Raw genomic sequence first — 26,127 nt, 5'->3', positions numbered from 1 at the left:
CCCGCTGACCATCGCCGGCGATTGCACCGAAGTCGTCACTGTTCGACCTTGTTTCTGCGGCGGATCGGGTTACGCTCCTGCATTGTCGAAGTGGTCGATCAGGAAGGTCTTCGATGAGCCGAGGCCAACGCACGCACAGCACCACATTGTCGGGCGGCGAGGTCGTCGTCGAATCGGATCTCGGCTCGATCACTCGGGTGACTGCGGACAGTCTGCCGATTCTGCGCGGCATGTCGATCAAGCGAATTCTGGTCAATGCCGGCGCAATGCGGACACCACACTGGAATGCGAATGCCAATGCGCTGACCTACTGCATCTCCGGCACAGCGCTCGTCTCGGTGCTCGACACCTACAGCGTCTTCTCGACGTTCACGGTCAGCGCCGGCGAAATGTTCCACATCGATTCGGGCTCGCTGCATCACATCGAGAACATCGGCGACGACGTTGCGGAGTTCGTCACCGCACTACGCAGTGATCGACCCGAAGAGTTCGGCCTCGCAGCAGCTTTCGGAGCGATGACGGATGCGGTTCTCGGCAACACCTACGATCTGGACGCGGCCGATTTCGCTGCCATGCGGCGGACCACAACCGATCGGGTGTTGGCAGCACGGACCGGTGAGGCGGAGGTTCCCGCGTCCGCTCACTTTTCGAATCCACACAAGTTCGCCGTCGAGGAACTGAGCCCGACGATCAACCTCGCAGTCGGATCGGCACACCTTGCGCGCCTGCAATTCTGGCCGGCGCTGAAGGACCTCTCGATGTACTCGCTGCGCATTCGCGAAGACGGTATGCGAGAACCACATTGGCACCCGATCACCGCCGAATTGGGTTACGTCCATAAGGGTTCCGCGCGGATGACGGTCATGGACCCCGACGGTTCGCTGGACACCTGGTACATGCAGGAGGGCGACGTGTACTTCATCCCACGCGCGTACCCCCACCACATCGAAGTCGTCGATGCGCCGGACCTGCACTTCCCGATCTTCTTCGACCAACCGACGCCGGGTGACATCGGCTATCGCGCGTCGGCGAGCGCGTACTCACGTGCCGTGCTCGCGGCCACGTTCGACGTGCACATCGACGATCTACCGAACTTCCCGTTGACGACCGCGGATCCGCTCATCGTCACCCGCAACAACCCACTCGACAAGCGTGCCGTCGGTGAGGATCGAGAGTGAGCGGCCTTTCGCGACGTCAGTTTCTCACTCGGGCAACAGCTCTCGCGGCGTTCACCGGCGTCGACCTGACGATCCTCGGTGCCGCGCTCGCGGCAGCAGACGAACCGTTCGACGGACCGAGCACCCTCGCACAGACGATCCTGCAGGGCACGCGTGGTTCGAAAAGCTACCGCGTACTCACGGCGGGCCCGGGTGAGCCCTATATCCCGCGTTTGGATGTGCGAATGCGGCAAGGTCCTCGTCCCGACGCTCGCTGCTCTATCTCGGCCACCTCTCCGACCTCCATGTCATCGACGCTCAGTCACCGGGGCGGATAGAGCCGATGATCGAACAGGATCATGCCGCGTGGGGGTCGGCTTTCCATCCGCAGGACCCGTTGACTGTGCACGTGACGGCGGCGATGGTGAAATCGTTTGCCGACCTTCGGTTCAGCCCGCTGACCGGTGCTCCGATGGGCGTTGCGATCGTGACCGGCGACAGTGCCGATATGCACTCGCATCTGGAATTGCGTTGGTACATAGATATTCTCGATGGTATCGGCGTGCGGCCGACCAGCGGATCGGGCTCCACCTTCGAGGGTGTGCAAGCGTGGTCGGAGGCCGAATGGGCTTACCGGCCCGGCGATCCCACCGGTGGCTCGTTCGGTGACTATGGATTCCCTCGCCTGCCCGACCTACTCCAGCAGGCAACCGCGGAGACGGTGCAATCGGTCGGAATGCCCGTCCCCTGGTATGCGGTCTACGGCAATCACGACACCCTGCTGCTCGGCACGTTCGGCCTCAATTCGCAGCTTCGCGCGTTGGCCACCGGCGGCAGGAAGGCGTACACGCTCGAGGCGACTGCATCGTCCGCCCTGAACGGCTATGCGGCGACCGGCAGCGTATTGGGCAGAGCGATCGACGCATTGGGAGTGCAACTCGGTGGCCGGTCGGGGTTCCGTGACGTACCCGCAGACCAAGCGCGCTACCTGTTCGAGCAGCACACCTTTATGGCAGAGCATTTTCGGACCGCCCCGACTCCTAGTCCGATCGGGCACGGGTTCACGCAGCGCAACCTGGACACGGGGGAGACGTGGTGGAAGGCCGATTGGTCGCCGCGGGTGCGGGCCTTCGGTCTTGATACCTGCAACCAGGTCGCCGGACCGGACGGAGCCGTACCTGACGACCAATTCCGTTGGTTGGCAGACGAACTCGAAATCGCGCAAGCCGAAAAGCGATTGGTCGTCGTGCTCAGCCACCACAACAGCCTCACCCTCGAGAATCGCGCGACCAGGCCGGGGCACGACCAAAAGCTGCACGGCGCAGATGAATTCGTGGATCTACTGCTGAAGTATCCGGTGGTGGTCGGCTGGCTCAACGGCCACACCCACCTCAACCAGATCCTCGCGCACACGAATGCGACCGGCGGATTCTGGGAGATCACAACCGCGTCTTGCATCGACTTTCCACAACAGCAGCAGGTGGTCGAGATCGTCGACAACCGCGATGGCACCCTGTCGCTCTTCACGACGGTGCTCGACCACGCGTCACCCGTCACCCCGGGATCCAGCGGTGGCTACCTCGACTTGGCTTCGCAGAGCCGCGAACTCGCGGCCAACGACTGGGCGGAGACGCCCCTGATTCGCCGAGGGTCACCGCTGGATCGCAACACGGAACTGTTGCTACCGGCACCGTTCGACATGGAACTCATCACCGACGCCGAACTAGAGGCGCAGCACCTCACCGAGCGTGCGCGAGTCATCGGACACGCAGAAAGGGAGCCGCGATGAAAAGTCTTGCGCTTGTGCTCCTCGGGTTTGCGCTCGTCGGCTGCTCGCAGGTGGACGCGTTGGCGCCGGTCGGAGGTGACCAACTGGCAATCGTTCGCTTCGCCGCGAACGATCTGTTGGTCGAGCAAAAGGTGGAGATCTTGTCCGCGCCTGTGTGTGAAGCGACGGGAGATTCGGTGAAATGCCAAGGAGCCACGGTCGGCGGCGAGGCGATTACGGTGACATCCGAGGGCGACTCGCTTGACGTCACCGTTGGGTCGCGCACCATCTATGACGGCTCCCTGAACGATGTCATCGACGCGAATGCGAGGCCTCGCCCGTGAACGCAGCTGGGTTTCGCGCTTACCGAATGTTCGTGCCGATCATCGTGGGTAGTGCTGTTCTGCAGACGGCGCTGCTCGCAGCTGACCCGGTTCCCGAAGCGCGCTGGAGCTTCGCGGCGCTCGTCGTGTGCTCCCTGCTCGGGGTGATCGCCGCGATGTGGTTGACCGTCCACGTGGCCGTTGGGGGCCTGCAACATTGGCGGGCAGGTCTGGCCTGGTCGGCAGGAATTGTAGTGTTGTCCGCCGTCGCCGGACTGTTCGCGCCGTGGGCCACGCCAATTGTGGTGCTACTCGGTTTGATCGTCCTTCCCGCTGCGGCGGCAGGAGCGTCGAATCCCGTGGCGGCTGGGTTCGCGCCGCTGCGGCGATCGCCAATCCGGTGTGTGGCCATGATCTTTGGTGCACTTGTCGCAGTCGGAGTGACCTGGATCGTCGCGCTCGTGCTCGGTTTCTTCGTCACGGGGTTGATCGCGGCGTTCGCAACCTGGTTGTGGATCGGGATCGTGCTGAGCGTGGCGTTGGTGGGCTTCGCGAGATGCGCCGAGTGGGCTATCACTGCGAAAGCTACTCGAACGTTGCCGCAGCCATAGCCCGTTCGGGATCGTAAAGAGGTGGTGCAATGGTGGGCACGAGCGCCTACGGTGTGCTTGAGCAGGATTCGAGCAGGTATTAGCAGGGGGAGTGCACATGCCGTCATCGATGTTGGCCAAAGGTCAGAATGTTGTCCTGCCAGACGATGTTTCCTCGTTGGATGTGTTGATTACCTGGGCGGACGCCGATCTCGACCTGGACGCGTCTGCGCTGCTTTTGGGTGCAGACGATCGCGTGCGAGGCGACGCTGATTTCGTGTTCTACAACCAGACCGAATCGGCCGATGCCTCTGTGCGTTACCTCGGAAAAAGTACCACCGAGGAAGGGCAGCAAGAACGCCTCTCCATCGACCTCGCTGCGATCCCGGACGATGTGACGAAAGTCGTCATTGCAGGCAGTTCGGGCGAGCGGGCCTTGGGCGAGTGCGGGAAACTAGCGCTTCAAGTCCAAGACGGGACTGGTGCGGTACTTGGCGAATTCCTCACGGCGGATGCGACAAGTGAGCGCGCGTTCGTATTCGGCGAGATCTACCGCCGGTCCGGCGCGTGGAAGTTGCGTGCAGTCGGCCAAGGATGGGCATCTGGTCTTGCGGGTCTGGCGCAGGATTACGGCGTGGATGTCGATGACGCAGACAGCGCCGATGTCGCAAAGGAAGTCGTTGTCGCGCAAGTGATGGCTGGCCACACACAGGTGACGGACGCTGACGGAGCCGACGTCGAGGTCGGACTTGTCAAGGTCGAGCGTCCGAAGCGCGGTGTCCGGACGAAGAAGCCGGTGCCGAAGAAGGTCGCAGTGCCGGAACTGACTCTGGCAGGCGGTGAGGGCTGGACGCCAGCACGCCTGTTCTCGATATCAGGTGTCGGCACGGGGGAGGAGCAGGAGAAACGAGCAACGTCGAGTTTGTTGGCGACGATGCAAGCCGTTCGTCCGTTCGCACGCGCGATTTGTGCTCGCGCTGGCGCGCCCGCGGGCCCGTTCGAGGGCTACCTGGAAGTGCCATTCGTGAAGGGCGAGGGAAAAGTGATTCCGGATGGCGTGTTTCGGGTCGCGCGCGCTGGACACACCTGGACTGCGCTGCTCGAAGTCAAGACGGGCAGCGGCAAATTGCATAAAGAACAGCTCGAGAACTACCTCGATGTCGCAAAGCGACTGAAATACGAAGTCGTTTTGAGTATTTCGAACGACATCCCAGCTTCCGTCGGGGAGGTGCCGGTCCAGGTCAATCGTCAGAAGCTCACAAAGGTTGCGCTACGGCATATCTCGTGGTCGGAGGTAATTCACGAAGCGCGAATGACGCTTGCCCACGGTGCGATCACAGATCCGTTGCAGGGATGGATTTTGAGTGAGCTCATTCGGTATCTGACCCATCCGAAATCGGGCGCAACGGAATTCGTCGATATGGGACGACACTGGGTCGCGGTCCGTGATTCGGTGTCGGCGGGAACGCTGCGGGCTGGTGATGCGAAAGCGACGTCGGTCGCTACGGCGTGGTTGGCGCTTTCTCGGCATCTGGCGATGCGGTTCACCGCAGCGCTCGGTGTGGTCGTCAAGCATCAGTTGCCGAGAAAACTGGCGAATGACCCTGAGTCCCGAAATCAATATGTTGTTGAGCGACTGGCGACTTCGGGTCTGCTCGAAGCGACGTTGCGGATACCGGATACGGCAGGGGATCTGGTCGTCGAGGCCGATCTACGAACGAACAAAGTGCAAAGCCGTTCCCGTGTAGTCGCGCCAACGGAGGGAACGCCCCTTCGTCGGGTTACTTGGCTATTAAGGCAACTGAAGGACGCGCCTGCCGATCTTCTTGTCGAGGCCGTGTTCACGGACGCTAGCCAAGTTTCGTGCGAGAAGCTGTCGACCGTGCGCGACGATGCGAAGTCTTTGATCGTGGGCAGACAGGGCGACATAACCTCGTTCACGCTTACATCGGTGGTCCCCATGGGGAGCCGTCGTTCCGGGTCAGCCGCAGGCTTTATCGCAAGTGTCACGGAGGGCGTGGACAAGTTTTACGCATCTGTGTTGCAGCCGCTCAAGCCATGGGTTCCAGCCGCTCCCGAACTGATTGCTCAATCCGATTCCCTCACAAGCGATGTCAGTGATAGCGCGTGATCTGCGCCTAGCTGCAGTGTAGGAGCGATTCAGGATCGAAATGCTCCGAGATTCGCCGAGTGGGCAACCACTGAGAAAGCTACTCGACCGTTGCCGCAGCCATAGCCCGTTCGGCGCTCGGCTTTCGAGGGACGCTCGCCGCAGCGACCACCGAGCCGAGCAATGCGATTCCGGCCAGAATCAGATAGGTGTGCGCGTAACTTCCGGTCGCGCCGGATAGCGCCGTTCCCGCCCATGGCGCAAGGGCCATGACGATCACGATCGGCGCGGACACAAGTCCGTTGAGGCGACCGTAGTGGGTGGTGCCCCATCGGTCGGTGATCGCGGTCGCTTGGACAAGGGTGAAGATGCCGCGGGCCAGGCCTGCACCGATCGAGATCGCGATCAGTGCTGCTGCGGCAGAGGCGATTCCGAGCACAGCAGTGGTGACGGCGATGACGACGATGACGCCGACGAGGCGCGACCGGGCGCTGGTTCTCGCGGCGAGTGGAAGGTAGCCGAGGCGACCGAGAACTTGCCCAGCGCCGCCGAGTCCGAGGGTCACCGCAGCAAGGCTCGGCGAGAAGCCCCTTTCTATCAGCAGCGGGACGAGGTTGAAGACGCCCGCGAAGGCGGCGAACGCGGCGAGGCTGAGGGCGACGACCAAGGTTGCAAAGGCAGGGCTTCGCACGACGGCGCGATGATCGTCGCTGTCGGTGCCGTCGTTCCCAGCTGGGTGCGGCCACGGACCACGCAGCCCCCACCAGTGTGTCGGAATGGTGACCGCAGCGAGGATTGCGGCGAGCACGAGGTATGTCGTTCGCCAATCTAGTTGTTCGACAAGCACACCGGTAAGCGGTGCGAATACTGTCGAGGCAAGCCCGGCGGCTAGGGTGAGGATCATCAGCGCTTTGACGCGGCCTTCGCCGTGCCAACGAGTCAGCGCGGCGAACGCTGGCGGGTACAGCACGGCGCCCATCGCGACGCCGGTAGCAAGCCAGCCTGCGTAGAAGATCGGCAGAGTCGGGGCGGTCGCGACGACGATCAGCGACGGCACGGCAAGAACGGACCCGGCGGTCATCACCGCGCGTGGGCCTGTCCGGTCGATTATTCGTCCGACTGGAATGCCCGTGAACGCGGCCACGAGCTGGCTGAGCGAAAACGCCGCGACGATCGTCGGCATCGACCAGCCCGTGGCAGTCGCAATCGACACCGCGAGCACCGGGAACGCGTAGTAGAGGATTCCCCAGCTGGTGATTTCGGTGACGCACAGAACGGTGAGGACCCGCCGGAGACCAGCCTTATCGAGGTGGCCGGGCTCCGGTTGGGCCGTCGTTGCTGTCATCGACCTGTTCAGTTGCCGCGTGCCGAAGACAGGCTGATCAGTTGAGGTGCAACCAGTTCGGTCGGCTTTGCTGGAGCGCCGCAGCACCCGCCGCCTTGGTTGGCGGCGGCGGCATCGGGGTCGTCGAAGACGCCTGCACCACCACAGACCCCGGTGTCGGGCAGAGTCAGTTCGACTCGTTCAGCGCTTTCCTGATCACCAGCCAGCGAGGCGGCGATACTTCGGACCTGTTCGTAACCGGTCATCGCGAGGAACGTCGGGGCACGGCCGTAGCTCTTCATCCCGGCGAGGAATACGCCTGCTTCGGGGTGTGCGAGTTCCTTCACTCCGTGCGGGTAGACGGTGCCGCAGGAGTGCACGTTGGGGTCGATCAGCGGCGCGAGCTGCACGGGTGCCTGCAGTACCGGATCGAGTTCGAGCCGGATCTCCGAGAGCCAGGACAGGTCGGGTCGGAAGCCGGTCAGCACGACGATCTGGTCGACGCCCTCGATCCGCGTGCCCGCATCGGACTCGACGGTGAGCTGGTTCGAGTCGCTGAGTTCGACTGCGCTGGTGCGGAATCCGGTGACCACGCGGAGCAGCCCGGCGTCGACGGCTTTCTTGGCGCGTAACCCGAGGGCGCCGCGGGCGGGAAGCTCGTCGGCGTCGCCACCGCCGAAGGTTGCGCCGACGTCGCCGCGACGAAGTATCCACGTGATTCGAGTATCAGGTGCATCCTTTTCGAGATCTGCGAGTACCACGATCGCGGTGAGGGCCGAATGGCCACTGCCTGCGATGACGATGTGCCGGCCCGCGAAACGTGAACGGGTGTCGGTGTTGTCGAGGTCGGGGACTCGGTAGGAGATGGCCTCGGAAGCTGCCTTCTCGCCGAGCGCTAGGAGGCCGTCGCCGCCGAGTGGGTTCGGAGTCGTCCAGGTGCCGGAGGCGTCGATGACGGCTCGAGCGAGGATGCGGTCCTCGCTTCCGTCAGCGCGACGGACGTGTACGGACAATGGTTCGGTGTCGCGACCGGAGTCGACCATACGATCGCGACCGCGTCGCGCTACCCCCACAACTTCGGTATCGAACTGAACGGCGTCGCCGAGCGCTTCGGCAAGTGGAATCAGGTACTTGCCGACCCAGTCTCGTCCAGTGGGGTAGCCGTTGTCGCCCGGGCTGATCCACCCGTTTGTGTCCAGCAGTCGACGGGCTGCCGGATCCACGAGCTCGGACCACCGGGAGAAGAGGCGGACGTGGTTCCACTGAGCTACCGCTGCGCCGGCGGCGGGTCCGCGTTCCAAGACGAGTGGCGTCAGTCCTCGCTCTCGCAGTTCGGCGGCTGCCGCAAGACCGATCGGTCCGGCTCCAACAACCACGACGGGTAGCTCACTCATTTCGATGCCTTTCGTTTGCAATCATTCATCGATGATCATCGATCCTCTGATTGAAACTGTATCGATACCTATCGATGAATGCAACCATCGATCTGTATCGATATAGTGGCTCTATGACTTCGCTGGAATCGCCTTTGGTGCGCTCACGTATCGAGCTGGACCTGGTGCCGCGCGAGCCGTCGACGATGTCGGTGACCGAAGCATCGACCTACGCGTCGTGGTTCGCCTCGTTGTCGGATCCGACGCGTGTGCGGCTGCTGCACAGGGTCGCTGGATCGCCCGCTGGCATCACGATCGGTGAGTTGGCCGAGGCGCTGGGAATCGGGCAGCCGACGATCTCGCACCACGTTCGCAAGCTCGCCGAGGTCGGTTTCGTGAACGTGCACAAGGACGGCACCAGCACCGTCGTTGTGGTGAACCCAGCCTGTTGCACCGGACTCCCGCATGCGGCAGACGTGGTGATGGGTGTACTTTCGCCGCGGCCGTGCTGCCCGGACGATCTACCGGCCGATGTCACGGTCAGGGCGATGCGCGACGACGACTGGATCGCTGTGGAGCGCATCTACGCCGAGGGAATCGCTACCAGGACAGCGACATTCGAGACCGAAGTCCCCAGTCGTGCTCAGCTGGATTCGCAGTGGCTACCCGAACATCGATGGGTCGCGGAGATCGCCGGAACTGTGGTCGGGTGGGCGGCGCTGCGCTCGGCGTCGGGGCAATCCGGCTCGAACGGTGTCGTCGAGAACTCCCTGTTCGTTGCGGAGGGGATGCGTAGCCGAGGAGTCGGCAAGGCGTTGTTGCGCAGGCAGGTCGTCGCCGCGGACGACGCCGGAATCTGGACGGTGCAGACGTCGATCTTCCCGGAGAACCGGGCAGGCATCGCGCTGCATCACTCGGCCGGATTCCGCACGGTCGGTGTGCGCGAACGAATCGGGCAAGTCGACGGGCAGTGGCGCGACACGGTATTTCTGGAGCGTCGGACGCCGAATAGCGCTGCTGTGTAGCAACATTCGAACTTCACGCGGTGAAGGCTCCGATGGTGACTCCTGCTTCGGTCAATGCAGAACGAAGTTGTTGTGCGGCAATGGCGGCGGTCGGCGAATCGCCATGGATGCACAGCGAATCGGCGTGCAGCGTCACGATCGTTCCGTCGATCGCCTCCACCTCGTGGTCGAGGACAATCCGTAGCGCGCGGCGAGCAACGGTAGCGGGATCGCCGATCACCGCGCCCGGCAGCTTTCTGCTGGCCAGACGTCCGTCGGGTGTGTAGCCGCGATCTGGGAAAGCTTCTGTGGCAGTGGCCAGTCCGGCGCGCTCGGCAGCATTGAACAATGCGGACCCTCCCATGCCGAGGATCGTCAATGTGGGGTCGTATTCGGAAACGGCTGCGACAAGAGCGTCGGCCTGCCCGGTGTTGTCGACGACCGCGTTGTACAGCGCGCCATGCGGTTTGACGTACCTTATTCGTTCTCCGGCGATGCGGCTGAAGCCGTCTAGGGCGCCGATCTGGAAGACGACGGCGTCGGTGAGTTCGGCGGGGGAGAGGTCCATAAATCGCCGTCCGAAACCGAGCAGGTCGGGGTACCCGACATGCGCACCGATCGCGACGTGGTTGGCCGCGGCGATTGCGGTTGTGGCGCGCAGCGTCGACGGGTCTCCGGCGTGAAAGCCGCAGGCGATATTCGCGCTTGTGACGATCGTCAACACGTCGGCATCGGGACCGCACTCCCAACGGCCGTACCCCTCTCCGACATCGGCGTTGAGGTCCACCATCTGCATCAGCTCCTTACCTCTGAATGCAGGGTAGTGGCCGCGAGTGGTGTGACGCTGAGGACCCACTCGCGGAGTTTTGGGACGGGTTTCCGTCCCAAAACCTCAGGAATGGGCTCTGAGCGTCACTGCTCCAAGTGCACGTGCGGATAGAGGATCAGGCGAGTGGGATTCGAACGACGAACCGAGCACCGCCACTTGGGTTTTCGTCGCACCGGACACTTCCGTGGTGAGCCCCGACGGTCTCGGCGACAAGCGCGAGGCCGAGGCCGGTGCCGGACCCAGTCGGCGACTTTCGGCCGGCATGCGTCGTGACGAAGCGGTCGAAGATCCTCGAGCGATCGGCTGGTGCCACACCAGGTCCTGCATCGTCGATCACGATAACGGCGCCGGAGTCGTCGCGTCGAAGTGTGATCCCGGTGAGCCCGCCACCGTGACTGTCTGCATTGTCCATCAGATTGAGAAGAGCGCGTTCGAGCGCAGGCTTCCGACCGCAGATCGTGCTGTCCTCGGCGACGTCGAGTAGTTCGCGAGGGCGTTTGGAGTCGGCGAGTGTGTGGGTGAGTAGGTCGGAAAGCAACATGGGCTCCAACGCATCCTGATGCAGGCCTGCTTCGGTTCGAGCCAATGCAAGAAGATCGTCGAGCAACCGGCGCAGATGGTCGAGTTCGGCTGAGATCAGATCGAGTGCAAGGCGCGATCGTGGCGGCAGTTCAGCTTGGTGGCGAACCAGCACGCCGACGCTTGTCACCAGCGTCGTCAGCGGGGTCCGCAGTTCGTGACTTACGTCGCCGAAGAACTGGCGTTCTCGTTCGATCCGCTTCTGCAATGAGTCGACCATTGTGTTGAAAGACGTAACGATGGTGGCCAAGTCGTGGTCCCGAGTATCGGGCAGTCGGGTATCTATCTCGCCGCCGGAAATTTGTGCTGCTGCCGCCGCGACTTGATGCAGCGGAGTGAGGACGCGGCGGCTCGCCCACCAGCCGACCATCGCGCCAGCGATCGTTGCGCAGATCGCGCACGCGGTCAACACCGTTCGCAACACGGTCAGCGTGGATCGCAACTCGGTGAGGGGAGCGAATTCGAACAACGCGTCGCCGCTGTCGTTGAGTTCGATACCGACAGCCAGTACCGGTCCGTCTCGAAACGATGTTTCGACCGCGTGCGTCGACTCCCTGACTTTTTCGAGCAGCCCGTCGGGAAGCGACTGCGGACCCAGGTCCGGTGTCGAGCTGTACCACTCGCCGTCCCAGCGGAGCAGCAGCACCGTGTCGACAGGGGGATCGAGGGAATCGAGAACGGCCTGCGGTGCTGTGCCCGGAATGGCTAGTGAGTTCCGGACCAGGTCGACGTGGCTGCTTGCTTGACGTTCCGCCGACCGTTCGCGTTGTTCGACCATGTAGCCACGGCTGATGGCAAACACGGACACCGCCAGCGCAAGCGATACCAAACCGGCCCCGACAGCGAAGAAGAGAATCACTCGCGGGCGCAACCCGAGCGTTCGCCGCTGCGCTTTCTCAGCGGTTGACATCGAGTCGGTATCCAAGTCCGCGAACAGTCACGACGATGCGGGGATCGGATGGATCGAGTTCGATCTTCGTTCGCAGCCGACGGACGTGTACGTCGACTATTCGCTCGTCGCCGAAATAGCCACGGTCCCATACTCGTTCGAGCAGTGAGCTGCGGCTGAGCACGCGCCCCGGTACCTCGGCGAGCTCGCACAGCAACCGAAACTCGGTGAGTGTCAGATGCAGTTCGTCACGCGCGCGCCGCACCGTTCCGCTTCCAGGGGACAGGATCAGTGGGGCATTCCGGTCCGCGTCGAGAACGATGTCACTTGTCGCATCACGTATGGCGGGTCCGCTTGCGCGTCGACGCAGCGCACGGATGCGTGCGGTGATCTCCTTGATCTCGAAAGGCTTCTTCACGTAGTCGTCGGCGCCGGCTTCGAGTGCCGCTACGACATCGTGGGTGTCGTCGCGGGCGCTGACGACAACGATCGGTACGTCGAGGTGCCGCCGAATCTCCCGAATGCAGGTGAAGCCGTCCATTTCTCCCAACATCAAATCGACGATGATGACGTCGGGTGCGCCGTGTCGTCGCAGATCGTTCAGTGCCGTCTCGGCGTCGGCGGCCTCGTCGACCTCGTAACCTTCGTCCTCCAGGGCAAGGCGAAGAGCCATGCGTACGCGGTCGTCGTCTTCGACGATGAGGAGCCTGGCGGCCATCAGTCCATCTTTCCACCGGAGGAGTGCAACGGTGGGCGCGGCAGCGGTGTCGTCATGCAACCGCAAAGAAACCGAACGAGTGTCCTCAACGTGTGGCGACCAAGGTAGTAGTCACCATTCCGCACTGAGGGGCGATCGTGTGAGCTCACAGGATCGAGCACAGACGGCACAGCCGTCGGGTCTCGACGTCACGGGCGCCATTCGTGCTGTCTCAGGCCCCGATGACGGCGCCGCGTGGTTCCCGAATCGAAGCGAGCGGTGGCACCGACGAGTTCCGGGTCCGCAAGTTCCGGGCATGATCAGCACATGCACTCTCGTACTGGGCATTTGGCTTGTGGTCTGCCCAATTCTGCTGCGTAGAACGTGGTCGGTTCCGTCGCTGCAAGATCCACTGTTCGACATGGTCATCGGCTCGGGAGTCGTTGTGCTCGGCCTGCTTCGGTTGATTCGGCGAGTTAGCGTCGTGCACGCGACCGCGTTCGGGTGCGTGTTGGGCATGGCTCTTGTCGTTGCGCCGCTCGGCGTCGACTACGGACTGACTTCCGGCTCTACGTTCGCAGTCGGCAACGACGTGGTGGTCGGCGTGTTGATTTCAGCTCTCGCAATCGCGGGGTACGTCGATGCAGGGCGTCGTGAATCGGCTTGCGAACCGCGATGCCGATCGTCACATAACCGCAAAGAACCTGGCGACTCATCCTCAACAAGGCCGAGCCATTCTTGAATTGTGGACCGAGCAAGGAGAAGCGACATGAGTGCTGTAACCCGGCTGGAGAGCGAAATCTACAACCTTGCTGTCGAATTGGCTTCATGCACCCGGATCTCGGACGTTGCGGCCGTCCAGGTCATCGACAGCGCATCGCTGGCGGTAATTCCATACGCGAAACGCGACTTCTGCCGCATCACCGAAGCGCTGCAACGTTATTCGCACGGTGACATTGCGATCACGTCTGTCGGCAGCGCCCTTTGTCTCAGTCTCCGTACCGCGCGCGAGGAATCATTCTCCGTCCGCCGCGGCGACGACAGGATTGGCGCGTAATCGGTCCGCGATTTCCGCAGCAAGGCGCTCCACAGAGTGGAGCGTCAGGCGCGTGTCGGTCTCAACGTCGAGTTCGAAGGTGTTTGCGCCTCCGATCCACCCCGACACTCGGACCGTCCAGCCGAGCCGGTTCACGTCTTCGTCGATGACGGCACCGGGTCCGACGGACGGTGCTGGTCGGCCTGGGCGCCTGGAGGCTTGCGCCGCCTCGGCTCCACGCGGTTCGGTGCTCACGGTCAGCGTCACAGTGTTTTCGAAATCAGGGCTTCGCCATCGACACACGCCCGCATCGATTCCCCAGATACGTTGGGGCTCACCCGGTTCGGTGATCCCCAACGAGCTGTCGAATTCGGTCGTAGCCACGATCGCGCAGAGCTCGGCACCGATACCGAAATCGGCAGGCTTGCTCGGACCGAAACATCCAGTAGTGGCGCCGAGCGCGGCGCATGCCACAAAGATCCCGGTCGTTCGGGGTACCGCGCCGGCACTCATTCGAAGAGCGCTCGGGTGGCGAAACGGGCAACCGCGGCGACAAGCAGTGGATCATCCGAATCGGGAAGTATTTCGTCGTGTCCCGAAAGCACAGTGAGCGCAACCCCGCTCGCCATGAGCAATTGAGGCGTGACGCTGGCGCCACCGAATCCGCACAACGCGCTGAGCAGACCGGGAAGGACGAGTGAGCACTGCGCGGTCGGATCGATCGGTGGTCGGACCGTCTGCGCGGGAGCAAGATCGCGAGGTACTCGATCGTCCAGCGCGATCAGAACATCGTTTGTGCGCATCAGATTCTGCAGGGACTCCACCGATCGGTCGTCGATGCCCCAATGTACAACCGATCCGCAACGCGATGCGGTCAGTGTCTGTGTGAGAAGCGGCGCACGCTCCGCACCGGCAATCACGATCTTTCCGGATCGGGGTGGCACATCACGCGAGCGAAGCACTCCGATTGCGGCCGCCGTGAGTGTTGCAGTGAGCAGGTCCAACTCGAACAACACCGTCGGACCGTTCAACGCAGCGACTTCGGACCGCAGGGCCGTCGTGTCTTCGGGCACGATCGAGCCCGTCACCAATACGGCTGACACCGTGGGATCGAGGTCGGCAAGCTGAGCAGCAACGCTGGGAACAGTTCGTCCGGGCACGTTCAGGTGGAGCAACCTCAGCGGTGTCTTTTCGCGAACGATTCTGACGTACTCGCGCGCGGCGCGCTCCTCGGCCGCGCCACGGAAACATGGCGCCGACAGGGTCGCGATTGCGGCTATGATCGCAATTCGGTCGACGTCGCGGCGCACAGCATCGACGATCTTGTGAAACTCGTTCGACGAACTCATTCACCATCCAGGGGCGTGAAATCGGTACTACCGACCGCGTTCGTTCGGGCAACGCCCTGCCGGCGCAGTTCGGCCTCGGTTTCGATGTTTTCGCACACTTGTTGAGAAGGCTGGGTCAGCTACATTGCGATTGCATGACGGTGCGCGGACGAGTGAATGGCGGAGCACGCGCTTCGGGATCGGGACGATTCGAGCGATGGTGGCGTTCGTAACAGAACCGCAAAGAAGTCGACGCGGTCAGCTCAATATGGGCACACAAGCCTGAAAGGCATGACCGCCACTACGACCACAGTTTTCGAGCAGTTCGAGTCGGACGTTCGGAGCTACAGCAGGATGTGGCCGACCGTTTTCGACACTGCCAAGGGTGCGTGGCTACGAGACGAGCACGGCAAGGAGTACCTCGACTTCTTCGCTGGTGCCGGGGCACTCAACTACGGACACAACAATCCGGTGCTCAAGCGGGCGCTGATCGACTACATCGTCGGCAATGGGATCACCCATGGTCTCGACATGGCGACTGTTGCGAAACGCCGCTTGCTCGAAACCTTTCGGGATCTCATTCTTGGGCCGAGAAACCTGACCTACAAGGTGCAGTTCCCGGGTCCGACCGGCACCAATGCGGTCGAAGCAGCCCTGAAGCTTGCTCGCAAGGTCACCGGTCGACAGTCGATCATCAGTTTTACCAACGCTTTCCACGGGATGACCCTCGGTTCGCTTTCGGTGACCGGCAATTCGATGAAGCGAGCGGGTGCAGGAATTCCGCTTGTGCATGCGACACCGATGCCGTTCGACAACTATTTCGACGGAGGGACCGCAGATTTTCAGTGGTTCGCACGGGCTCTCGACGATTCCGGTTCGGGGATCAATCGACCCGCCGCAGTGATCGTCGAGACTGTTCAGGGCGAAGGTGGCGTGAACGTCGCACGACCGGAGTGGTTGCGCGCACTGGCGGATCTGTGTGCTCGGCGCGAGATCCTTTTGATCGTCGACGACGTTCAGATGGGCTGCGGCAGGACTGGACCGTTCTTTTCCTTCGAAGTTGCGGGTATCGAACCGGATATCGTCACGTTGTCGAAGTCGATTGGTGGGTACGGTTTGCCGCTGGCGTTGACCTTGTTCAAACCCGAATTCGATATTTGGGCGCCGGGCGAACACAACGGCACCTTCAGGGGAAACAATCCCGCTTTCGTGACTGCGCAGGTCGCGCTCGAACACTATTGGTCCGACGATCGACTCGAAACCTCGACCCTCGAGTTGGGCGACCGTATCCATACGAGGTTCGTCGGACTGACAGAACAATTCGACGGTCTGAGCACGCGTGGGCGTGGGCTGGTACAGGGCCTTGCCTTCGCGGACGCGTCGCAAGCGGGGAAGGTCAGTCAGATCGCGTACGACAACGGGCTGCTAGTAGAGACCTCGGGGCCGTCGGATCAGGTGGTGAAATTGCTACCGCCACTGACGATTGCCGACGACGAACTGGAACTCGGCCTCGGAATTCTTGCCGACGCCGTCGCATCGGTGTGCCGAGCGAAGGACACGACCCGCTGAGGCCCAGCAGCGCCACAGTGGAATCGGGGGGTGAGCTTGTCGCAGTCAGGTCGCAAACCCGCCAAGTTGTACGGCGATGTCCCCGACCGCGAATTCCTTGCGTTGGGCGACTTCGTACATGAACTTTTCCGCGGCATCGACATCGAAGTCGGGTGCGAGTTCGACGCCGTTCAGGTAGAGGAACGTCCAAGCTGCAGCCCATGCTGTGCGCTTGTTGCCGTCGATAAAGGCGTGGTTCCGAGCGAGGGATTGCAACAAAGCGGCGGCCTTCGCGAGGTCGCCCTCATACGCGTCCAAACCAAATGCGGTTGCTCGAGGGCGAGCGACGGCTGCATCCAGCAGTCCGTAGTCCCCGACCTCGACGATGTGCCCGACTGCTGCCGCACCTGCGGTGAGCACGTCCTCGCGGTCGAGGAACTCGGTCACGCAAGCCGCCGATTCAGCTCCGTCGATCGCTGCGCAGTGATCTTCGCTGCTTCGAGGACGCGCTGTTTTCGGTCGTTGGTCGCATCGATGATCGCTGTATGCGCAAAGGCTTTCAGAGACAGATCCGCCGACGCCGCGGCCACGCGCAGCGCGGCCATTTCCTCGTCGGTGAAGGTGAGATTCAATGCGGGCATACACAAGGGTACCGCAATCGGTACCCGAAACGGTACCTGGGAGCACCCCTGCAATGCGATGCAACCCTGTCGGCGCCGGATGTATCGGAGTGTGCTGAGTAGCACCACGTGTGGTGACAGCCACCACCCAACGCGACTCGAGGAACACACCATGAAGGCAGCCAGGTTCTACGGTCGAAACGACATCAGGATCGACGACATCCCTGAACCGGCCACCCGACCGGGGACTGTCAAAGTCGAGGTGGAGTGGTGTGGCATCTGCGGCACCGACCTCCACGAATATCTCGACGGACCGATCTTCGCTCCACCGGCAGACGCTCCGCATCCGCTGACGGGTGAGACGGTTCCGATCACACTCGGCCACGAATTCGCAGGTGTTGTTGCCGAGGTCGGCGACGGTGTCGACGACGTACGAATCGGAGACCGAGTCGTGGTCGAGCCGTACATCATCTGCGGACGCTGCGATGCCTGTAGGAACGGTCGCTACAACGTCTGCCAGTCGCTCGGCTTCGTGGGGCTGTCCGGCTACGGTGGCGGCTTCTCTCAGTTCGTCGTCGCTGAACGACGCTGGATTCACCCGCTCGGCGAATTGGCGACCGACGTCGGCGCGCTCATCGAACCGCTCGCTGTCGCGTACCACGCGGTGCGACTGTCGGGCGCGAAGCCGTCGCACAGTGCCGTCGTATTCGGTGCGGGCCCTATCGGTTTGGTGACCACCGCGTCGCTGCGAGCGGCCGGCGTGGAGCAGGTGATCGTCGTCGAGCCTGCCACTGTGCGGAAGGCCAAGGCCGAAATCGCGGGCGCCGCAAACGTTATCGACCCAACTGTCGGTGACGTGGTCGAGCAGATCCTCGATCTCACGGACGGCAGGGGAGCGGACGTCTCGTTCGAGTGCGCAGGGATCGACGCCGTACTCTCGTCCGCGATTCGTTCCACCAGGGCGGGCGGCACCTGCGTGAACGTTGCGATCTGGGGTCACGAAGCGCGAGTTGCGATGAACGACTTGGTGTTCCGTGAGATAGACGTGCTCGGCAGCCTTGCCTACGCGAACGATCCCCCGGCGACGATCGAGATGGTCGCGAGCGGTCGGGTCGATCCGTACCAATTCATCACCGGCAGAATCGCTCTCGACGACATCGTTAAGAGTGGTTTCGAGGAGCTGATCTCGAACAAGGAGGAGAACGTCAAAATCCTTGTGAAGCCGTGATCTCGGCTTCTACACGACAGCGATCACGACCTTGGCCCGCGCGTGTTCGCTCTCCAGGTATTCGATCGCCGCAGGCGTGTCGGCAAGCGGATACGTCCGGTCGATGATCGGTGTGACCTGGCCGGACTCGATGAGTTTGCGCAGTTCGATCAAAGTTTCGCTGCTCGGTTTGGCGGTAGGTGCCCGAATGGACTGCTTGGAGAACAGGCCGCGGATCTGGCCGCCGACGATAAGTGAGACCGGACCGAGGAAGCTGCCACCTTCGTAAGTTCCACCGCCGGACAGTATGAGGGTTCCCGTCGGTTCGAGCAGGCCCCGCAGGTCTTTCAGGCGCCGGTTTCCGACGAGGTCGAGCACGGTATCGAAGCGGCCGACCACGTCGTCGCGGGTGTAGTCGACGACGTGCTTTGCGCCGATCGAGCGAACAAGTTCCACATTTCTCGTGCTGCACACCGCGGTTACCTCGGCACCCATTGCGGCTGCGATCTGCACGGCAAATGTGCCTACGCCGCCCGAAGCGCCGTTGATCAGCACCCGGTCGCCTGCGGTTACGTGACGCAAGAGCGTTATCGCCGTGACTGCGGCGAGCGGTACGGCCGCCGCTTGCTCGAAAGTCAGATTCTCGGGCTTTCGGTCGAGGTTGGCCCGTGGCGCGCACACGTAGTCCGCGAAGGCGCCTGCGGCCGCTTCGCCGTAGACAGCCTCACCTGGCAGCAGATCGCGGACACCCGAACCGACCGCCTCGACCGTTCCGGCGAAGTCGACGCCGTGGATCGGTTGCTTGGGACCTCGCCGCCCGAAGATCTTTGTATCCATCCAGCGTGCGATGCGCGGGTCTCCGCGCATTACGTGCCAGTCGCGCGCATTGATCGACGCTGCATGCACTCGCACCAACACCTCGTTCGCGCCGGCCACCGGTCGATCGACCTCCTGCATCGTCAGCGAATCCGTTGAGCCGTAATGCGTTTGAACGATCGCTCTCATAACTGAGGACAGTAGGCGGCCGCGCCGCTCGATCACATCAGGGACAACCCTGAAATTTCGGACAAATCGTCAGCCGACGGACTCGACCGCACGAACGTTGGATTCGAAGGATGCCGTGCGTTCGGTGACCAGCGCTGGGCGTTCGACAAGGGAGACCTCGACACGTGCGCCCGGCGCCAGGACAGCGGCGTCGTGGCCTGGAACGTCCGCCTGAAGTTCCACACCATTCAAATCGACGTGCAGTCTCGCTGTCGCGCCGCGGAACGACGACCTTGTCACCAGCCCGGCACCGCCGTCAGTTGCTCGAAGTCGTATCGCTTCGGGTCGAACGAGGACGTCGACGTCGGAATGCGCGGGAATGTCCCCGTCGATGGGTAGGTACTGGCCGAGGACGGCGACGCGGTTGCCGTCGATCACACCCGGAATATGGTTCATCGAGCCGATGAACTCTGCGACGAACGCCGTCGCAGGGTGTTCGTAGATTCGGTCCGGGGTGCCGACCTGTTCGAGCCTGCCGCCGCGTAGGACGGCGACGCGGTCTGCCATCGACAGAGCCTCTTCCTGATCGTGCGTGACGAACAGGGTTGTGACGCCGAGGTCGATCTGGAGTCGGCGGATCTCTTCGCGAAGGCTGACACGTACTTTCGCGTCGAGCGCTGACAGCGGTTCGTCGAGCAGGAGCACACTTGGTTCCATTGCGAGCGCGCGTGCAAGTGCGACACGTTGTTGCTGTCCACCGGAAAGTTGGTGTGGGTAGCGGTCGCCGACGCTGGGGAGTCCGACCAGCTCGAGTAGTTCTTCCGCGCGCGAATGTCGCTTGGCCGCAGCGACTTTCCGGATCCGCATGCCGAAGCCGACGTTGTCGCGAGCCGTCAGGTGGGGGAACAGGCTGTAGGACTGAAAGACCATCGCGGCGTCGCGCCGGTTGGCCGGCACTTTGGTGATGTCCTTGTCGTTGACAAGGATCGCGCCGCTGTCCGGTCGTTCGAAACCGGCGACGCAGCTCAGCGCGGTGGTCTTGCCGCATCCGGACGGGCCGAGCAGGGCGACCAGCTCGCCTGATTCGATCGTGAGATCGAGATCGTCGAGCGCGACAGTCGAGCCGAAGGTGCGACGGAGGTTTCGTAGCTCCACCCGTGAGGTCATTTTCGTTTCCTTCCAACGCCGGATACGACGAGTAGCAGCGCCCAGGTGACGATCAGGCTGAGCAACGAGACAGCGACGGAGAGTTGGGCATTCGCGCCGGAGATCGTCACGATCCACACCGCGAAGGGTTGGAATCCGAGCAGGACCGCGATCGTGTATTCGCCGAGAACCAGTGCAAGCGTGAGGAATGCAGCGCTCGCGATCGAGGTGCGCAGGTTGGGCAGAATGGTCCGGAACATAACCGTGAGCCAACCCGCGCCGAGATTGCGCGAGGCTTCGACAAGGGTGCGAACGTCGATGGCGCGCAGACCCGCGTCGAGTGAGCGGTAGACATAGGGCGTTGCCAGCACGACGTAGGCGAGCACGAGCACGATGGGGAAGTTGGGCTTCTGGATTGCGATCAGCGTTTGCCAGAACGGGGTATTCGCCAGATGTTCCGGGCCCCAACGTAATACGGTGCTGATCCCAGCCACGAACGTGATCGGTGGCACCACGAGCGGTAGCGTGCAGACCACTTCGAGCACCTGGCCGAGCTTGGGTGCTCCGAGTCGAACGGCGAGCATCGCGGGCAACATCAGGGCGAGCACGACGACGATGGTTGCGACGCCCAATCCCAATGACGTAAATAGAGATTTGGTGAAGCCTTCGGCCGAGAGAATGTTGCCGTAGGTGGCGAACGAGAATCCACCGGCCTCGCTGTGGATGGTGAACCAGAACGACGCAGCAAGGGGGAGTATGAAATACAACCCGGCAATCGCGAGCACTGCAGCCCGGCCGAGGCGTGGCCGCTCGATCGTGGTCAGTCCAGCCATCGCGAGCTCCTTTTCCGCAGCGGCAGATAGACCGCCATGACCAGGGCGGCGACGATGACCATGTCGAGACTCAACGCGAGTGCCAGATTCTCTTTTCCGACAAGCACATTTCCTGACAGCGCGTCGGCGATCTGCAGGGTGACGAGGGGAACGGTCGCACCGACCATCGCCGCGGCAGTTGCGTACGCGGCGAAGGCGCCACCGAACAGCAGCACCATGCCGCCGATCAGCGACGGTAGAAGCACCGGCACGCCGACATGTCGCCAGTACTGCCACGTCGTCGCACCGTTGTTGAGAGCGGCTTCGCGCCAGTGCGGACGGAGTCCGTCGAGGGCGGGGGTGATCACCAGCACCATCAGTGGGATCGAGAAGTACAGGTAGACGATCGCAAGGCCGGAGAACGTGTACAGAGACCAGCCCTTGTCACCCAGACCGAACATGGTGGTGAGAAGTCCGGCGTTGCCGAGGGTCGCGATCCAGGCGAAGGCGAGCGGGACACCACCGAAGTTGGCCAAGACGCCGGACGCGGTGAGGACGGCCTCGCGCAGGAAGGTTCCGCGCGAGGTCACGACAGCCTGGGCAAGGATGGTGCCGAGTATTGCGCCGACGACCGCAACCAACGCGGCCAGTTTCACACTGGACCAGAGCGCGGTGCGGTACGCGCCCTGCAGGCTTTCGGTCATGTTGTCGAGGCCGAGGTGTGACGTACCCGATGTGGGGTCCTCGACGGTGAACGCCGAAACCAGCACCGCTATCGCGGGGATGCCGAATGCCAACGCAAGAAAGGTCAGCAGTGGCAATGCGGCAAGCCACGAGCGGGATGTCTGTGCCGATTTCTTGCGCGCCGGTCCGGAGGTGGATACCGGACCGGGCGCAAGCGTTGGTATAGCGGTCGTCATGGGTTGAATCAGCCGGCCATGGCGGTGGCCCAGCCGTTGGCAAGGGCCTCCTTGGCTTTGGCGGCCTGCGCCTCGTCGGGGAACGTCGGAGTGCCGTCGACCTTGGGCAGCTTGGCGACGGCGGCACCGTCGACGCTGCCACTCTCGGCAATTGCGGTCAGCGTCACCGGTCGCGCGTAGCCCTTCAGCCACAGGTTCTGGCCCTCGGCGCTGAAGAGGAACTCCTGCCACAGTCGCGCCGCGGCCGGGTGCGGGGCGTCCTTGTTGATGGCCTGGGAGTAGAACTGCGCGAAGATTCCGTCGGTCGGGACAGCGACCTTCCAGTCGACGCCCTTGCCTGCGTACTTGTCGGCGTAACCGACATTGAGGTAGTCCCAGTCGATGCTGATCGGGGTCTCACCCTTTTCGATCGTCGCGGGAGTCGATTCGACCGGGTTGAAATTGCCTGCGGCCTTGAGCTTTCCGAAGAATTCGATGCCCGGTGCAATGTCGTCGAACGACCCGCCGTTGGCGAGTGCTGCCGCGAACACTCCGGCATAGGCAGAACCGGACTTGGTCGGGTTGCCGTTCAGCGCGACCTTGCCCTTGTATTCGGGCTTGAGCAGATCAGCGAAGGTCTGGGGGCACACCGCAATCTTCGCGGCGTCACAACCGATCGAGACGTAGCCGCCGTAGTCGTTGACCCACTTGCCTTCCGGGTCTTTCTGTCCTGCGGGAATGCTGTCCCAGGTCGCAACCTTGTACGGCGCGAACAGACCCTCTTGGGCGCCGCTGTTGGCGAAGGACTGCCCGAGGTCGAGAACATCCGGTGCGCGATCCTGCCCCTTGCGGGTCTTCACAGCGTTGATCTCGTCGGAACTGGAGCCGTCGGGGTTCTCGTTCTCGATCTTGATCCCGTACTTCGTTTCGAACGTCTTCATGATCTCGCCGTAGTTCGCCCAGTCCGGCGGCAGCGTGATCGTGTGGAGCGTGCCTTCCTTCTTGGCGGCCTCCACAAGCTTGTCCATCCCACCGAAGTCGGCGACCGAGGTTGCAGTGCGAGCGTCGGTGCCGTCTGCAGAAGAACTGGAGGTGTCGGGCGCGGATCCGCACGCGGTGAGAACGGCGCACGCGACCGCGACCGTTGTTGTGAGTGTTGCGAAGCGAGTTCGAGATACGAACACGACGTCTCCTCGTCGTTCGGTGGCGTCCAACTTGGCTGGACAAGTCGCCAGCTAGTAAGCCCCTCGTAGGTGTACGGGAGGCTAACTGCAGGTAATCATTGTGCGCGAAAAGTCGAAACAGTGGCGACCTTTTCGCTCTTGTTCGTTCACGCTGGGCGATGTTCACGAAAAGTTAACTTGGCTAGCCAAGTTGACTTATGGTGCTGTTCTTGGCATGCGGCCCCGCGTTGATAGCCTTGTCCGGTGAGCCAGCCAACCGATGCGTCTGCACGATATCGGCAGATCGCTGCAGATCTGTTGAAACAGATTGCCGCACAGGAGTACAAGGACGGAGCGTCGCTACCGTCGGAGAGCGAGTTGGCCAGCCGGTACGACGTTTCGAGAGGCACGATCCGTCAGGCCTTCGCCAAGTTGCGCGGGGACGGTGTCATCGCGTCGCGACAGGGCGCTCGCCGCGTGGTCGTCGCGTCTCCACGCGTGCAGAGTTTCGACGAGTTGTACAGCTTCTCTCGCTGGGCGCGTGCGACCGGTGATCTTCCCGCCAGCCGCACCGTCGCGTTGGAGTTGCGTACGGCAACGACTGAGGAGTGCAAGCAGCTCGACCTCGAGGAGGGCAGCAGGGTCTACCACCTCACCCGGGTCCGGTTGCTCGGGGGAGAGCCGGTGATGATCGAGCGGACCGCCTATGTCGAGAAGGTCGGCGCGGTGCTGCCCGGAATCGCCCTGGATTCGGAATCCATCACGGATCGGTTGGACGAACTCGGTGTCGTCTTGCACTCGGCTGATCACACCATCGACGCGTTGGCGGCGACCGCGGCCGACGCCCGACTGCTGGGCGTGCGGCCGCGGACCCCGTTGTTGCGCGAGCGACGGCGCACTGCGGATCCTGCCGGTATGCCGATCGAATGGTCGGACGACCGCTGGCGGTCGGACGCCATCGCGTTCAGTGTTCGGAACACGCGCGACGTGAGCAGCCTTCTCAAACGCGGATCGCCACAGCCCTGATCGCAGGCATGAACTCGTCGAACGTCAGCGTCGGCGCATCCGCGTTCTTGCCGGCATCTTCCCAGCGGCGCAACGTTATTGCATCGCGGTGGTACGGGTTGTTTTCGAACTCCGCTACTTCTGCTGCACTCATCGGACCGCCTTGGAGGCCGAGTGTGTAGACCGAAGCGTCGGACAATGCGTCGAAGTAGGACGGTTCTACGGCACACAGATACCGTTTCGCGGCAACGTGCAGGCGCACGGGTTCGGTGATCTCGGGACCGAACCACGTTGCAAGCCAGTCGGCTCCAGCGTCGTCGTGGTGATTCTCTTTGCCCGACATCAGATCTCGCCCGGATACCACTCCGGTGAAGTGCCCGATATCGTGGACGAGTGCCGCGACGACCAGATAGTCCGGGGCGCCTGCCGTCCGTGCGTGTACGGCCGCCTGCAGCATGTGTTGCGCCATGCTGACATCCTCGCCGAGGTAGTCGCGCAGGCCTTCGCCTTCGAACATTTCTCTTAGTCGGTCGACTATGTCGCGCATGGCTATCCTCGGCCTCTCCGCAGTATCGCCAACGTGCTTTCGAGTCCGTCCAGATCGGCGTAGCAGCCTTGCAGATGACGCTCGCCGGCTTCACCTTCGAAACCGGTTCGCGCGTGCAGAAGCCGGACGTTGTCGAAGATGACGCAGTCGCCGGGTTGCATACGCAGAACGATCTGCAGCTCGGGCCGATTTACTACCTCGGCGAATGCTCGGTACGCGTCGTAGAAGCGCACGGCGTCCGTGGACCGAAGGCGGACAGGCTGCATCGAGCGGTTGTTGAAACGAACCTCCCGAATCCGACCGTAGGGATCGAGTCCGATCATCGGCCGGGTCGCGCTGAGTTCCGCGTCGTCGGACGCGAACGTGAAGGTCACCTCGGTACGACTCAACATGTCGAACGCCGCGGGATTCTCCGCACGCAACACCGCAGCTGCCTTGAACGCATCGACGAACCCCGAATCGCCGCCCGCGGTTGCATTGCGTAGGCAGTGCAAGATCTGCAGGGTCGGCACCGGATCGCGATATGGGTTGTCTGTATGCGGTGTGATCGGGAGGCCGGTGAACGCCAGGTTCACCGGATTTGCCTCGATCCTGACGTCGAACAACTCGCCGTAGTTCGTGTCTCGAACGAAACCGAAGCTGGTGGCAACGTCCAGCACACGGCGCTCGGTGGTTTCGACGCCACGAAGCACCACGAAGCCCTTACGGACCACCGCATCGAGCGCTGCGGCTTTCGCCCCGGCGTCACGTTGGTAGGAAGCCCAGTCGGCCTCGGGTATCGGACCGAGATCGTTTGCGTCCCAGAGGATTTTGGCGTCTTCGGAGCGTACGTCGGCAGGGGGTTCGTTCGCGTCCGGCAGCTAGGAGTTGAGCCAGTCGCTGTCGAACACCGACGCGTGCCCATCGGGCCCGAACCGGATGTGTACAACCCCGTCGTCCTCGTGGACGTGGTCGACGCTGACGTCCTCGGCGAGGTCGCCGATGTTGAAGAGTTTCTGCCCGTTGCCCGGGTGTCTGCACTCGGGGCACGAGCAATTGTCACGTAACCAGATCGCGGGCGCGTCCAGCGTCATCGCTACCTCCACTTGTATAGCCAAGATGTAACTTAGCTGTACATGTTAACGGTGAGGTGACCTGTAGGTGAAATCCCGAAGCTGCTGCGGACGGTGCAACGGCCCCGAATTTATCG

At 62.7% G+C, this 26,127-nt stretch carries 29 protein-coding genes; 12 read left to right on the top strand and 17 right to left on the bottom strand.

The genetic code is table 11. The annotated features are described in order from the left end of the window. Nucleotides 1-113: 113 nt before the first annotated feature. From ACHIRB_RS07030 to ACHIRB_RS07005, 6 genes are all read left to right on the top strand, one after another. Nucleotides 114-1,178, top strand: a complete 1,065-nt coding sequence (locus ACHIRB_RS07030) for a cupin domain-containing protein (RefSeq protein WP_395113642.1) — start codon at nt 114-116, stop codon at nt 1,176-1,178. Further along, entirely contained in the window at nt 1,175-1,495 is a 321-nt protein-coding gene (locus tag ACHIRB_RS07025) for a hypothetical protein (RefSeq protein WP_395123678.1), read from the top strand. The genes ACHIRB_RS07030 and ACHIRB_RS07025 overlap by 4 nt, the downstream gene beginning before the upstream one ends. After that, the gene (locus ACHIRB_RS07020) at nt 1,432-2,946 is read left to right on the top strand and encodes a TIGR03767 family metallophosphoesterase (protein WP_395123744.1); all 1,515 of its coding nucleotides are present in this window, start codon (nt 1,432-1,434) and stop codon (nt 2,944-2,946) included. Before ACHIRB_RS07025 ends, ACHIRB_RS07020 begins: the two co-directional genes overlap by 64 nt. After that, nucleotides 2,943-3,269, top strand: coding sequence for a hypothetical protein (locus ACHIRB_RS07015; protein ID WP_395113646.1), 327 nt, complete (start codon nt 2,943-2,945; stop codon nt 3,267-3,269). Before ACHIRB_RS07020 ends, ACHIRB_RS07015 begins: the two co-directional genes overlap by 4 nt. Before the next feature lie 32 nt (nt 3,270-3,301). Further along, a complete protein-coding gene (locus tag ACHIRB_RS07010; protein WP_395123679.1) occupies nt 3,302-3,859 on the top strand; it encodes a hypothetical protein in 558 nt (185 codons plus the stop codon). A gap of 97 nt (nt 3,860-3,956) precedes the next feature. Continuing rightward, nucleotides 3,957-5,969 (top strand): TerD family protein, encoded by a 2,013-nt coding sequence (locus ACHIRB_RS07005; protein ID WP_395123680.1) that lies wholly within the window; start codon nt 3,957-3,959, stop codon nt 5,967-5,969. A gap of 79 nt (nt 5,970-6,048) precedes the next feature. On the opposite strand, the gene ACHIRB_RS07000 is transcribed toward ACHIRB_RS07005, so the two are convergent. Next, nucleotides 6,049-7,293: an MFS transporter gene (locus ACHIRB_RS07000; RefSeq protein WP_395123681.1), complete on the bottom strand. Its 1,245-nt coding sequence runs from the start codon at nt 7,291-7,293 to the stop codon at nt 6,049-6,051. 8 nt (nt 7,294-7,301) lie between these two features. Continuing rightward, nucleotides 7,302-8,666 (bottom strand): FAD-dependent oxidoreductase, encoded by a 1,365-nt coding sequence (locus ACHIRB_RS06995; RefSeq protein ID WP_395123682.1) that lies wholly within the window; start codon nt 8,664-8,666, stop codon nt 7,302-7,304. Nucleotides 8,667-8,779: 113 nt separating this feature from the next. On the opposite strand from ACHIRB_RS06995, the gene ACHIRB_RS06990 reads away from it, so the two are divergent. Further along, nucleotides 8,780-9,670, top strand: a complete 891-nt coding sequence (locus tag ACHIRB_RS06990) for a helix-turn-helix domain-containing GNAT family N-acetyltransferase (protein ID WP_395123683.1) — start codon at nt 8,780-8,782, stop codon at nt 9,668-9,670. Nucleotides 9,671-9,683: 13 nt separating this feature from the next. On the opposite strand, the gene ACHIRB_RS06985 is transcribed toward ACHIRB_RS06990, so the two are convergent. From ACHIRB_RS06985 to ACHIRB_RS06975, 3 genes are all read right to left on the bottom strand, one after another. Next, a complete protein-coding gene (locus ACHIRB_RS06985; protein ID WP_395123684.1) occupies nt 9,684-10,445 on the bottom strand; it encodes a LamB/YcsF family protein in 762 nt (253 codons plus the stop codon). Between the two features lie 148 nt (nt 10,446-10,593). Continuing rightward, nucleotides 10,594-11,967 (bottom strand): HAMP domain-containing sensor histidine kinase, encoded by a 1,374-nt coding sequence (locus tag ACHIRB_RS06980; protein ID WP_395123685.1) that lies wholly within the window; start codon nt 11,965-11,967, stop codon nt 10,594-10,596. Then, nucleotides 11,954-12,664 (bottom strand): response regulator, encoded by a 711-nt coding sequence (locus tag ACHIRB_RS06975; RefSeq protein ID WP_395123686.1) that lies wholly within the window; start codon nt 12,662-12,664, stop codon nt 11,954-11,956. Before ACHIRB_RS06975 ends, ACHIRB_RS06980 begins: the two co-directional genes overlap by 14 nt. Here ACHIRB_RS06975 and ACHIRB_RS31245 point away from each other — a divergent pair. Continuing rightward, nucleotides 12,618-13,385 carry an SPW repeat domain-containing protein gene (locus tag ACHIRB_RS31245; protein WP_465259340.1) on the top strand — a complete coding sequence of 256 codons (768 nt, stop codon included), beginning with the start codon at nt 12,618-12,620 and terminating at the stop codon, nt 13,383-13,385. The genes ACHIRB_RS06975 and ACHIRB_RS31245 overlap by 47 nt on opposite strands. A 27-nt stretch (nt 13,386-13,412) precedes the next feature. Continuing rightward, nucleotides 13,413-13,700, top strand: a complete 288-nt coding sequence (locus ACHIRB_RS06970; RefSeq protein WP_395113665.1) for a hypothetical protein — start codon at nt 13,413-13,415, stop codon at nt 13,698-13,700. Here the strand turns inward: ACHIRB_RS06970 and ACHIRB_RS06965 are convergent. Beyond that, the gene (locus ACHIRB_RS06965) at nt 13,659-14,192 is read right to left on the bottom strand and encodes a hypothetical protein (protein WP_395123687.1); all 534 of its coding nucleotides are present in this window, start codon (nt 14,190-14,192) and stop codon (nt 13,659-13,661) included. The genes ACHIRB_RS06970 and ACHIRB_RS06965 overlap by 42 nt on opposite strands. Next, nucleotides 14,189-15,028 carry a hypothetical protein gene (locus tag ACHIRB_RS06960; RefSeq protein WP_395123688.1) on the bottom strand — a complete coding sequence of 280 codons (840 nt, stop codon included), beginning with the start codon at nt 15,026-15,028 and terminating at the stop codon, nt 14,189-14,191. The genes ACHIRB_RS06965 and ACHIRB_RS06960 overlap by 4 nt, the downstream gene beginning before the upstream one ends. A 270-nt stretch (nt 15,029-15,298) precedes the next feature. Between ACHIRB_RS06960 and ectB the strand changes: the two genes are divergently transcribed. Continuing rightward, entirely contained in the window at nt 15,299-16,576 is a 1,278-nt protein-coding gene (gene ectB / locus ACHIRB_RS06955; RefSeq protein WP_395123689.1) for a diaminobutyrate--2-oxoglutarate transaminase, read from the top strand. A 45-nt stretch (nt 16,577-16,621) separates the two neighbouring features. Here the strand turns inward: ectB and ACHIRB_RS06950 are convergent, their stop codons facing one another. Together ACHIRB_RS06950 and ACHIRB_RS06945 are read right to left on the bottom strand one after the other, a co-directional pair. After that, nucleotides 16,622-17,002 carry a type II toxin-antitoxin system death-on-curing family toxin gene (locus ACHIRB_RS06950; protein WP_395123690.1) on the bottom strand — a complete coding sequence of 127 codons (381 nt, stop codon included), beginning with the start codon at nt 17,000-17,002 and terminating at the stop codon, nt 16,622-16,624. Beyond that, nucleotides 16,999-17,196, bottom strand: coding sequence for an antitoxin Phd (locus ACHIRB_RS06945; protein WP_395123691.1), 198 nt, complete (start codon nt 17,194-17,196; stop codon nt 16,999-17,001). The genes ACHIRB_RS06950 and ACHIRB_RS06945 overlap by 4 nt, the downstream gene beginning before the upstream one ends. Nucleotides 17,197-17,347: 151 nt before the next feature. On the opposite strand from ACHIRB_RS06945, the gene ACHIRB_RS06940 reads away from it, so the two are divergent. After that, nucleotides 17,348-18,403 (top strand): 2,3-butanediol dehydrogenase, encoded by a 1,056-nt coding sequence (locus ACHIRB_RS06940; RefSeq protein WP_395123692.1) that lies wholly within the window; start codon nt 17,348-17,350, stop codon nt 18,401-18,403. A 9-nt stretch (nt 18,404-18,412) separates the two neighbouring features. Here ACHIRB_RS06940 and ACHIRB_RS06935 read toward each other — a convergent pair whose 3' ends face one another. The 5 genes from ACHIRB_RS06935 to ACHIRB_RS06915 form a co-directional block, all read right to left on the bottom strand. Beyond that, on the bottom strand, nt 18,413-19,387 hold the full coding sequence (locus ACHIRB_RS06935) for an NAD(P)-dependent alcohol dehydrogenase (RefSeq protein WP_395113678.1): 975 nt from the start codon (nt 19,385-19,387) through the stop codon (nt 18,413-18,415). 69 nt (nt 19,388-19,456) lie between these two features. Further along, the gene (locus ACHIRB_RS06930) at nt 19,457-20,533 is read right to left on the bottom strand and encodes an ABC transporter ATP-binding protein (RefSeq protein WP_395123693.1); all 1,077 of its coding nucleotides are present in this window, start codon (nt 20,531-20,533) and stop codon (nt 19,457-19,459) included. After that, entirely contained in the window at nt 20,530-21,345 is an 816-nt protein-coding gene (locus ACHIRB_RS06925) for an ABC transporter permease (RefSeq protein ID WP_395123694.1), read from the bottom strand. The genes ACHIRB_RS06930 and ACHIRB_RS06925 overlap by 4 nt, the downstream gene beginning before the upstream one ends. Continuing rightward, on the bottom strand, nt 21,333-22,244 hold the full coding sequence (locus tag ACHIRB_RS06920) for an ABC transporter permease (RefSeq protein WP_395113685.1): 912 nt from the start codon (nt 22,242-22,244) through the stop codon (nt 21,333-21,335). The genes ACHIRB_RS06925 and ACHIRB_RS06920 overlap by 13 nt, the downstream gene beginning before the upstream one ends. An 8-nt stretch (nt 22,245-22,252) precedes the next feature. Next, nucleotides 22,253-23,407 (bottom strand): ABC transporter substrate-binding protein, encoded by a 1,155-nt coding sequence (locus ACHIRB_RS06915; RefSeq protein ID WP_395123695.1) that lies wholly within the window; start codon nt 23,405-23,407, stop codon nt 22,253-22,255. A 243-nt stretch (nt 23,408-23,650) separates the two neighbouring features. On the opposite strand from ACHIRB_RS06915, the gene ACHIRB_RS06910 reads away from it, so the two are divergent. Further along, nucleotides 23,651-24,412, top strand: coding sequence for a GntR family transcriptional regulator (locus ACHIRB_RS06910; RefSeq protein WP_395123696.1), 762 nt, complete (start codon nt 23,651-23,653; stop codon nt 24,410-24,412). Here ACHIRB_RS06910 and ACHIRB_RS06905 read toward each other — a convergent pair. From ACHIRB_RS06905 to ACHIRB_RS06895, 3 genes are all read right to left on the bottom strand, one after another. Continuing rightward, complete coding sequence (locus ACHIRB_RS06905; protein WP_395123697.1) at nt 24,387-24,938, bottom strand: HD domain-containing protein; 552 nt, start codon at nt 24,936-24,938, stop codon at nt 24,387-24,389. The two genes, ACHIRB_RS06910 and ACHIRB_RS06905, sit on opposite strands and share 26 nt — an antisense overlap. 2 nt (nt 24,939-24,940) lie before the next feature. Then, the gene (locus ACHIRB_RS06900; protein WP_395127652.1) at nt 24,941-25,717 is read right to left on the bottom strand and encodes a TauD/TfdA family dioxygenase; all 777 of its coding nucleotides are present in this window, start codon (nt 25,715-25,717) and stop codon (nt 24,941-24,943) included. A gap of 81 nt (nt 25,718-25,798) precedes the next feature. After that, a complete protein-coding gene (locus ACHIRB_RS06895) occupies nt 25,799-26,023 on the bottom strand; it encodes a gamma-butyrobetaine hydroxylase-like domain-containing protein (RefSeq protein WP_395123746.1) in 225 nt (74 codons plus the stop codon). Nucleotides 26,024-26,127: the final 104 nt, after the last annotated feature.

The sequence above is a fragment of the Antrihabitans spumae genome (assembly GCF_043944905.1).
GTDB classification, from domain to species: domain Bacteria; phylum Actinomycetota; class Actinomycetes; order Mycobacteriales; family Mycobacteriaceae; genus Antrihabitans; species Antrihabitans spumae.
The sequence above is the reverse complement of the archived record's forward strand: the minus strand, read 5'-3'. Positions and strand labels throughout refer to the sequence as shown.

Coding starts and splice junctions, on each gene's coding strand:
- ACHIRB_RS06940 (WP_395123692.1), top strand. CDS start 17,348: ATGAAGGCAGCCAGGTTCTACGGTCGAAACGACATCAGGATCGACGAC.
- ACHIRB_RS06970 (WP_395113665.1), top strand. CDS start 13,413: ATGAGTGCTGTAACCCGGCTGGAGAGCGAAATCTACAACCTTGCTGTC.
- ACHIRB_RS07015 (WP_395113646.1), top strand. CDS start 2,943: ATGAAAAGTCTTGCGCTTGTGCTCCTCGGGTTTGCGCTCGTCGGCTGC.
- ACHIRB_RS06990 (WP_395123683.1), top strand. CDS start 8,780: ATGACTTCGCTGGAATCGCCTTTGGTGCGCTCACGTATCGAGCTGGAC.
- ACHIRB_RS06985 (WP_395123684.1), bottom strand. CDS start 10,445: ATGCAGATGGTGGACCTCAACGCCGATGTCGGAGAGGGGTACGGCCGT.
- ACHIRB_RS06935 (WP_395113678.1), bottom strand. CDS start 19,387: ATGAGAGCGATCGTTCAAACGCATTACGGCTCAACGGATTCGCTGACG.
- ACHIRB_RS06995 (WP_395123682.1), bottom strand. CDS start 8,666: ATGAGTGAGCTACCCGTCGTGGTTGTTGGAGCCGGACCGATCGGTCTT.
- ACHIRB_RS06945 (WP_395123691.1), bottom strand. CDS start 17,196: ATGCCCGCATTGAATCTCACCTTCACCGACGAGGAAATGGCCGCGCTG.
- ACHIRB_RS06925 (WP_395123694.1), bottom strand. CDS start 21,345: ATGGCTGGACTGACCACGATCGAGCGGCCACGCCTCGGCCGGGCTGCA.
- ACHIRB_RS06960 (WP_395123688.1), bottom strand. CDS start 15,028: ATGAGTTCGTCGAACGAGTTTCACAAGATCGTCGATGCTGTGCGCCGC.
- ACHIRB_RS31245 (WP_465259340.1), top strand. CDS start 12,618: ATGCGTACGCGGTCGTCGTCTTCGACGATGAGGAGCCTGGCGGCCATC.
- ACHIRB_RS07000 (WP_395123681.1), bottom strand. CDS start 7,293: ATGACAGCAACGACGGCCCAACCGGAGCCCGGCCACCTCGATAAGGCT.
- ACHIRB_RS06980 (WP_395123685.1), bottom strand. CDS start 11,967: ATGTCAACCGCTGAGAAAGCGCAGCGGCGAACGCTCGGGTTGCGCCCG.
- ACHIRB_RS07005 (WP_395123680.1), top strand. CDS start 3,957: ATGCCGTCATCGATGTTGGCCAAAGGTCAGAATGTTGTCCTGCCAGAC.
- ACHIRB_RS07030 (WP_395113642.1), top strand. CDS start 114: ATGAGCCGAGGCCAACGCACGCACAGCACCACATTGTCGGGCGGCGAG.
- ACHIRB_RS06975 (WP_395123686.1), bottom strand. CDS start 12,664: ATGGCCGCCAGGCTCCTCATCGTCGAAGACGACGACCGCGTACGCATG.
- ACHIRB_RS06905 (WP_395123697.1), bottom strand. CDS start 24,938: ATGCGCGACATAGTCGACCGACTAAGAGAAATGTTCGAAGGCGAAGGC.
- ACHIRB_RS06920 (WP_395113685.1), bottom strand. CDS start 22,244: ATGACGACCGCTATACCAACGCTTGCGCCCGGTCCGGTATCCACCTCC.
- ectB (WP_395123689.1), top strand. CDS start 15,299: ATGACCGCCACTACGACCACAGTTTTCGAGCAGTTCGAGTCGGACGTT.
- ACHIRB_RS06965 (WP_395123687.1), bottom strand. CDS start 14,192: ATGAGTGCCGGCGCGGTACCCCGAACGACCGGGATCTTTGTGGCATGC.
- ACHIRB_RS06930 (WP_395123693.1), bottom strand. CDS start 20,533: ATGACCTCACGGGTGGAGCTACGAAACCTCCGTCGCACCTTCGGCTCG.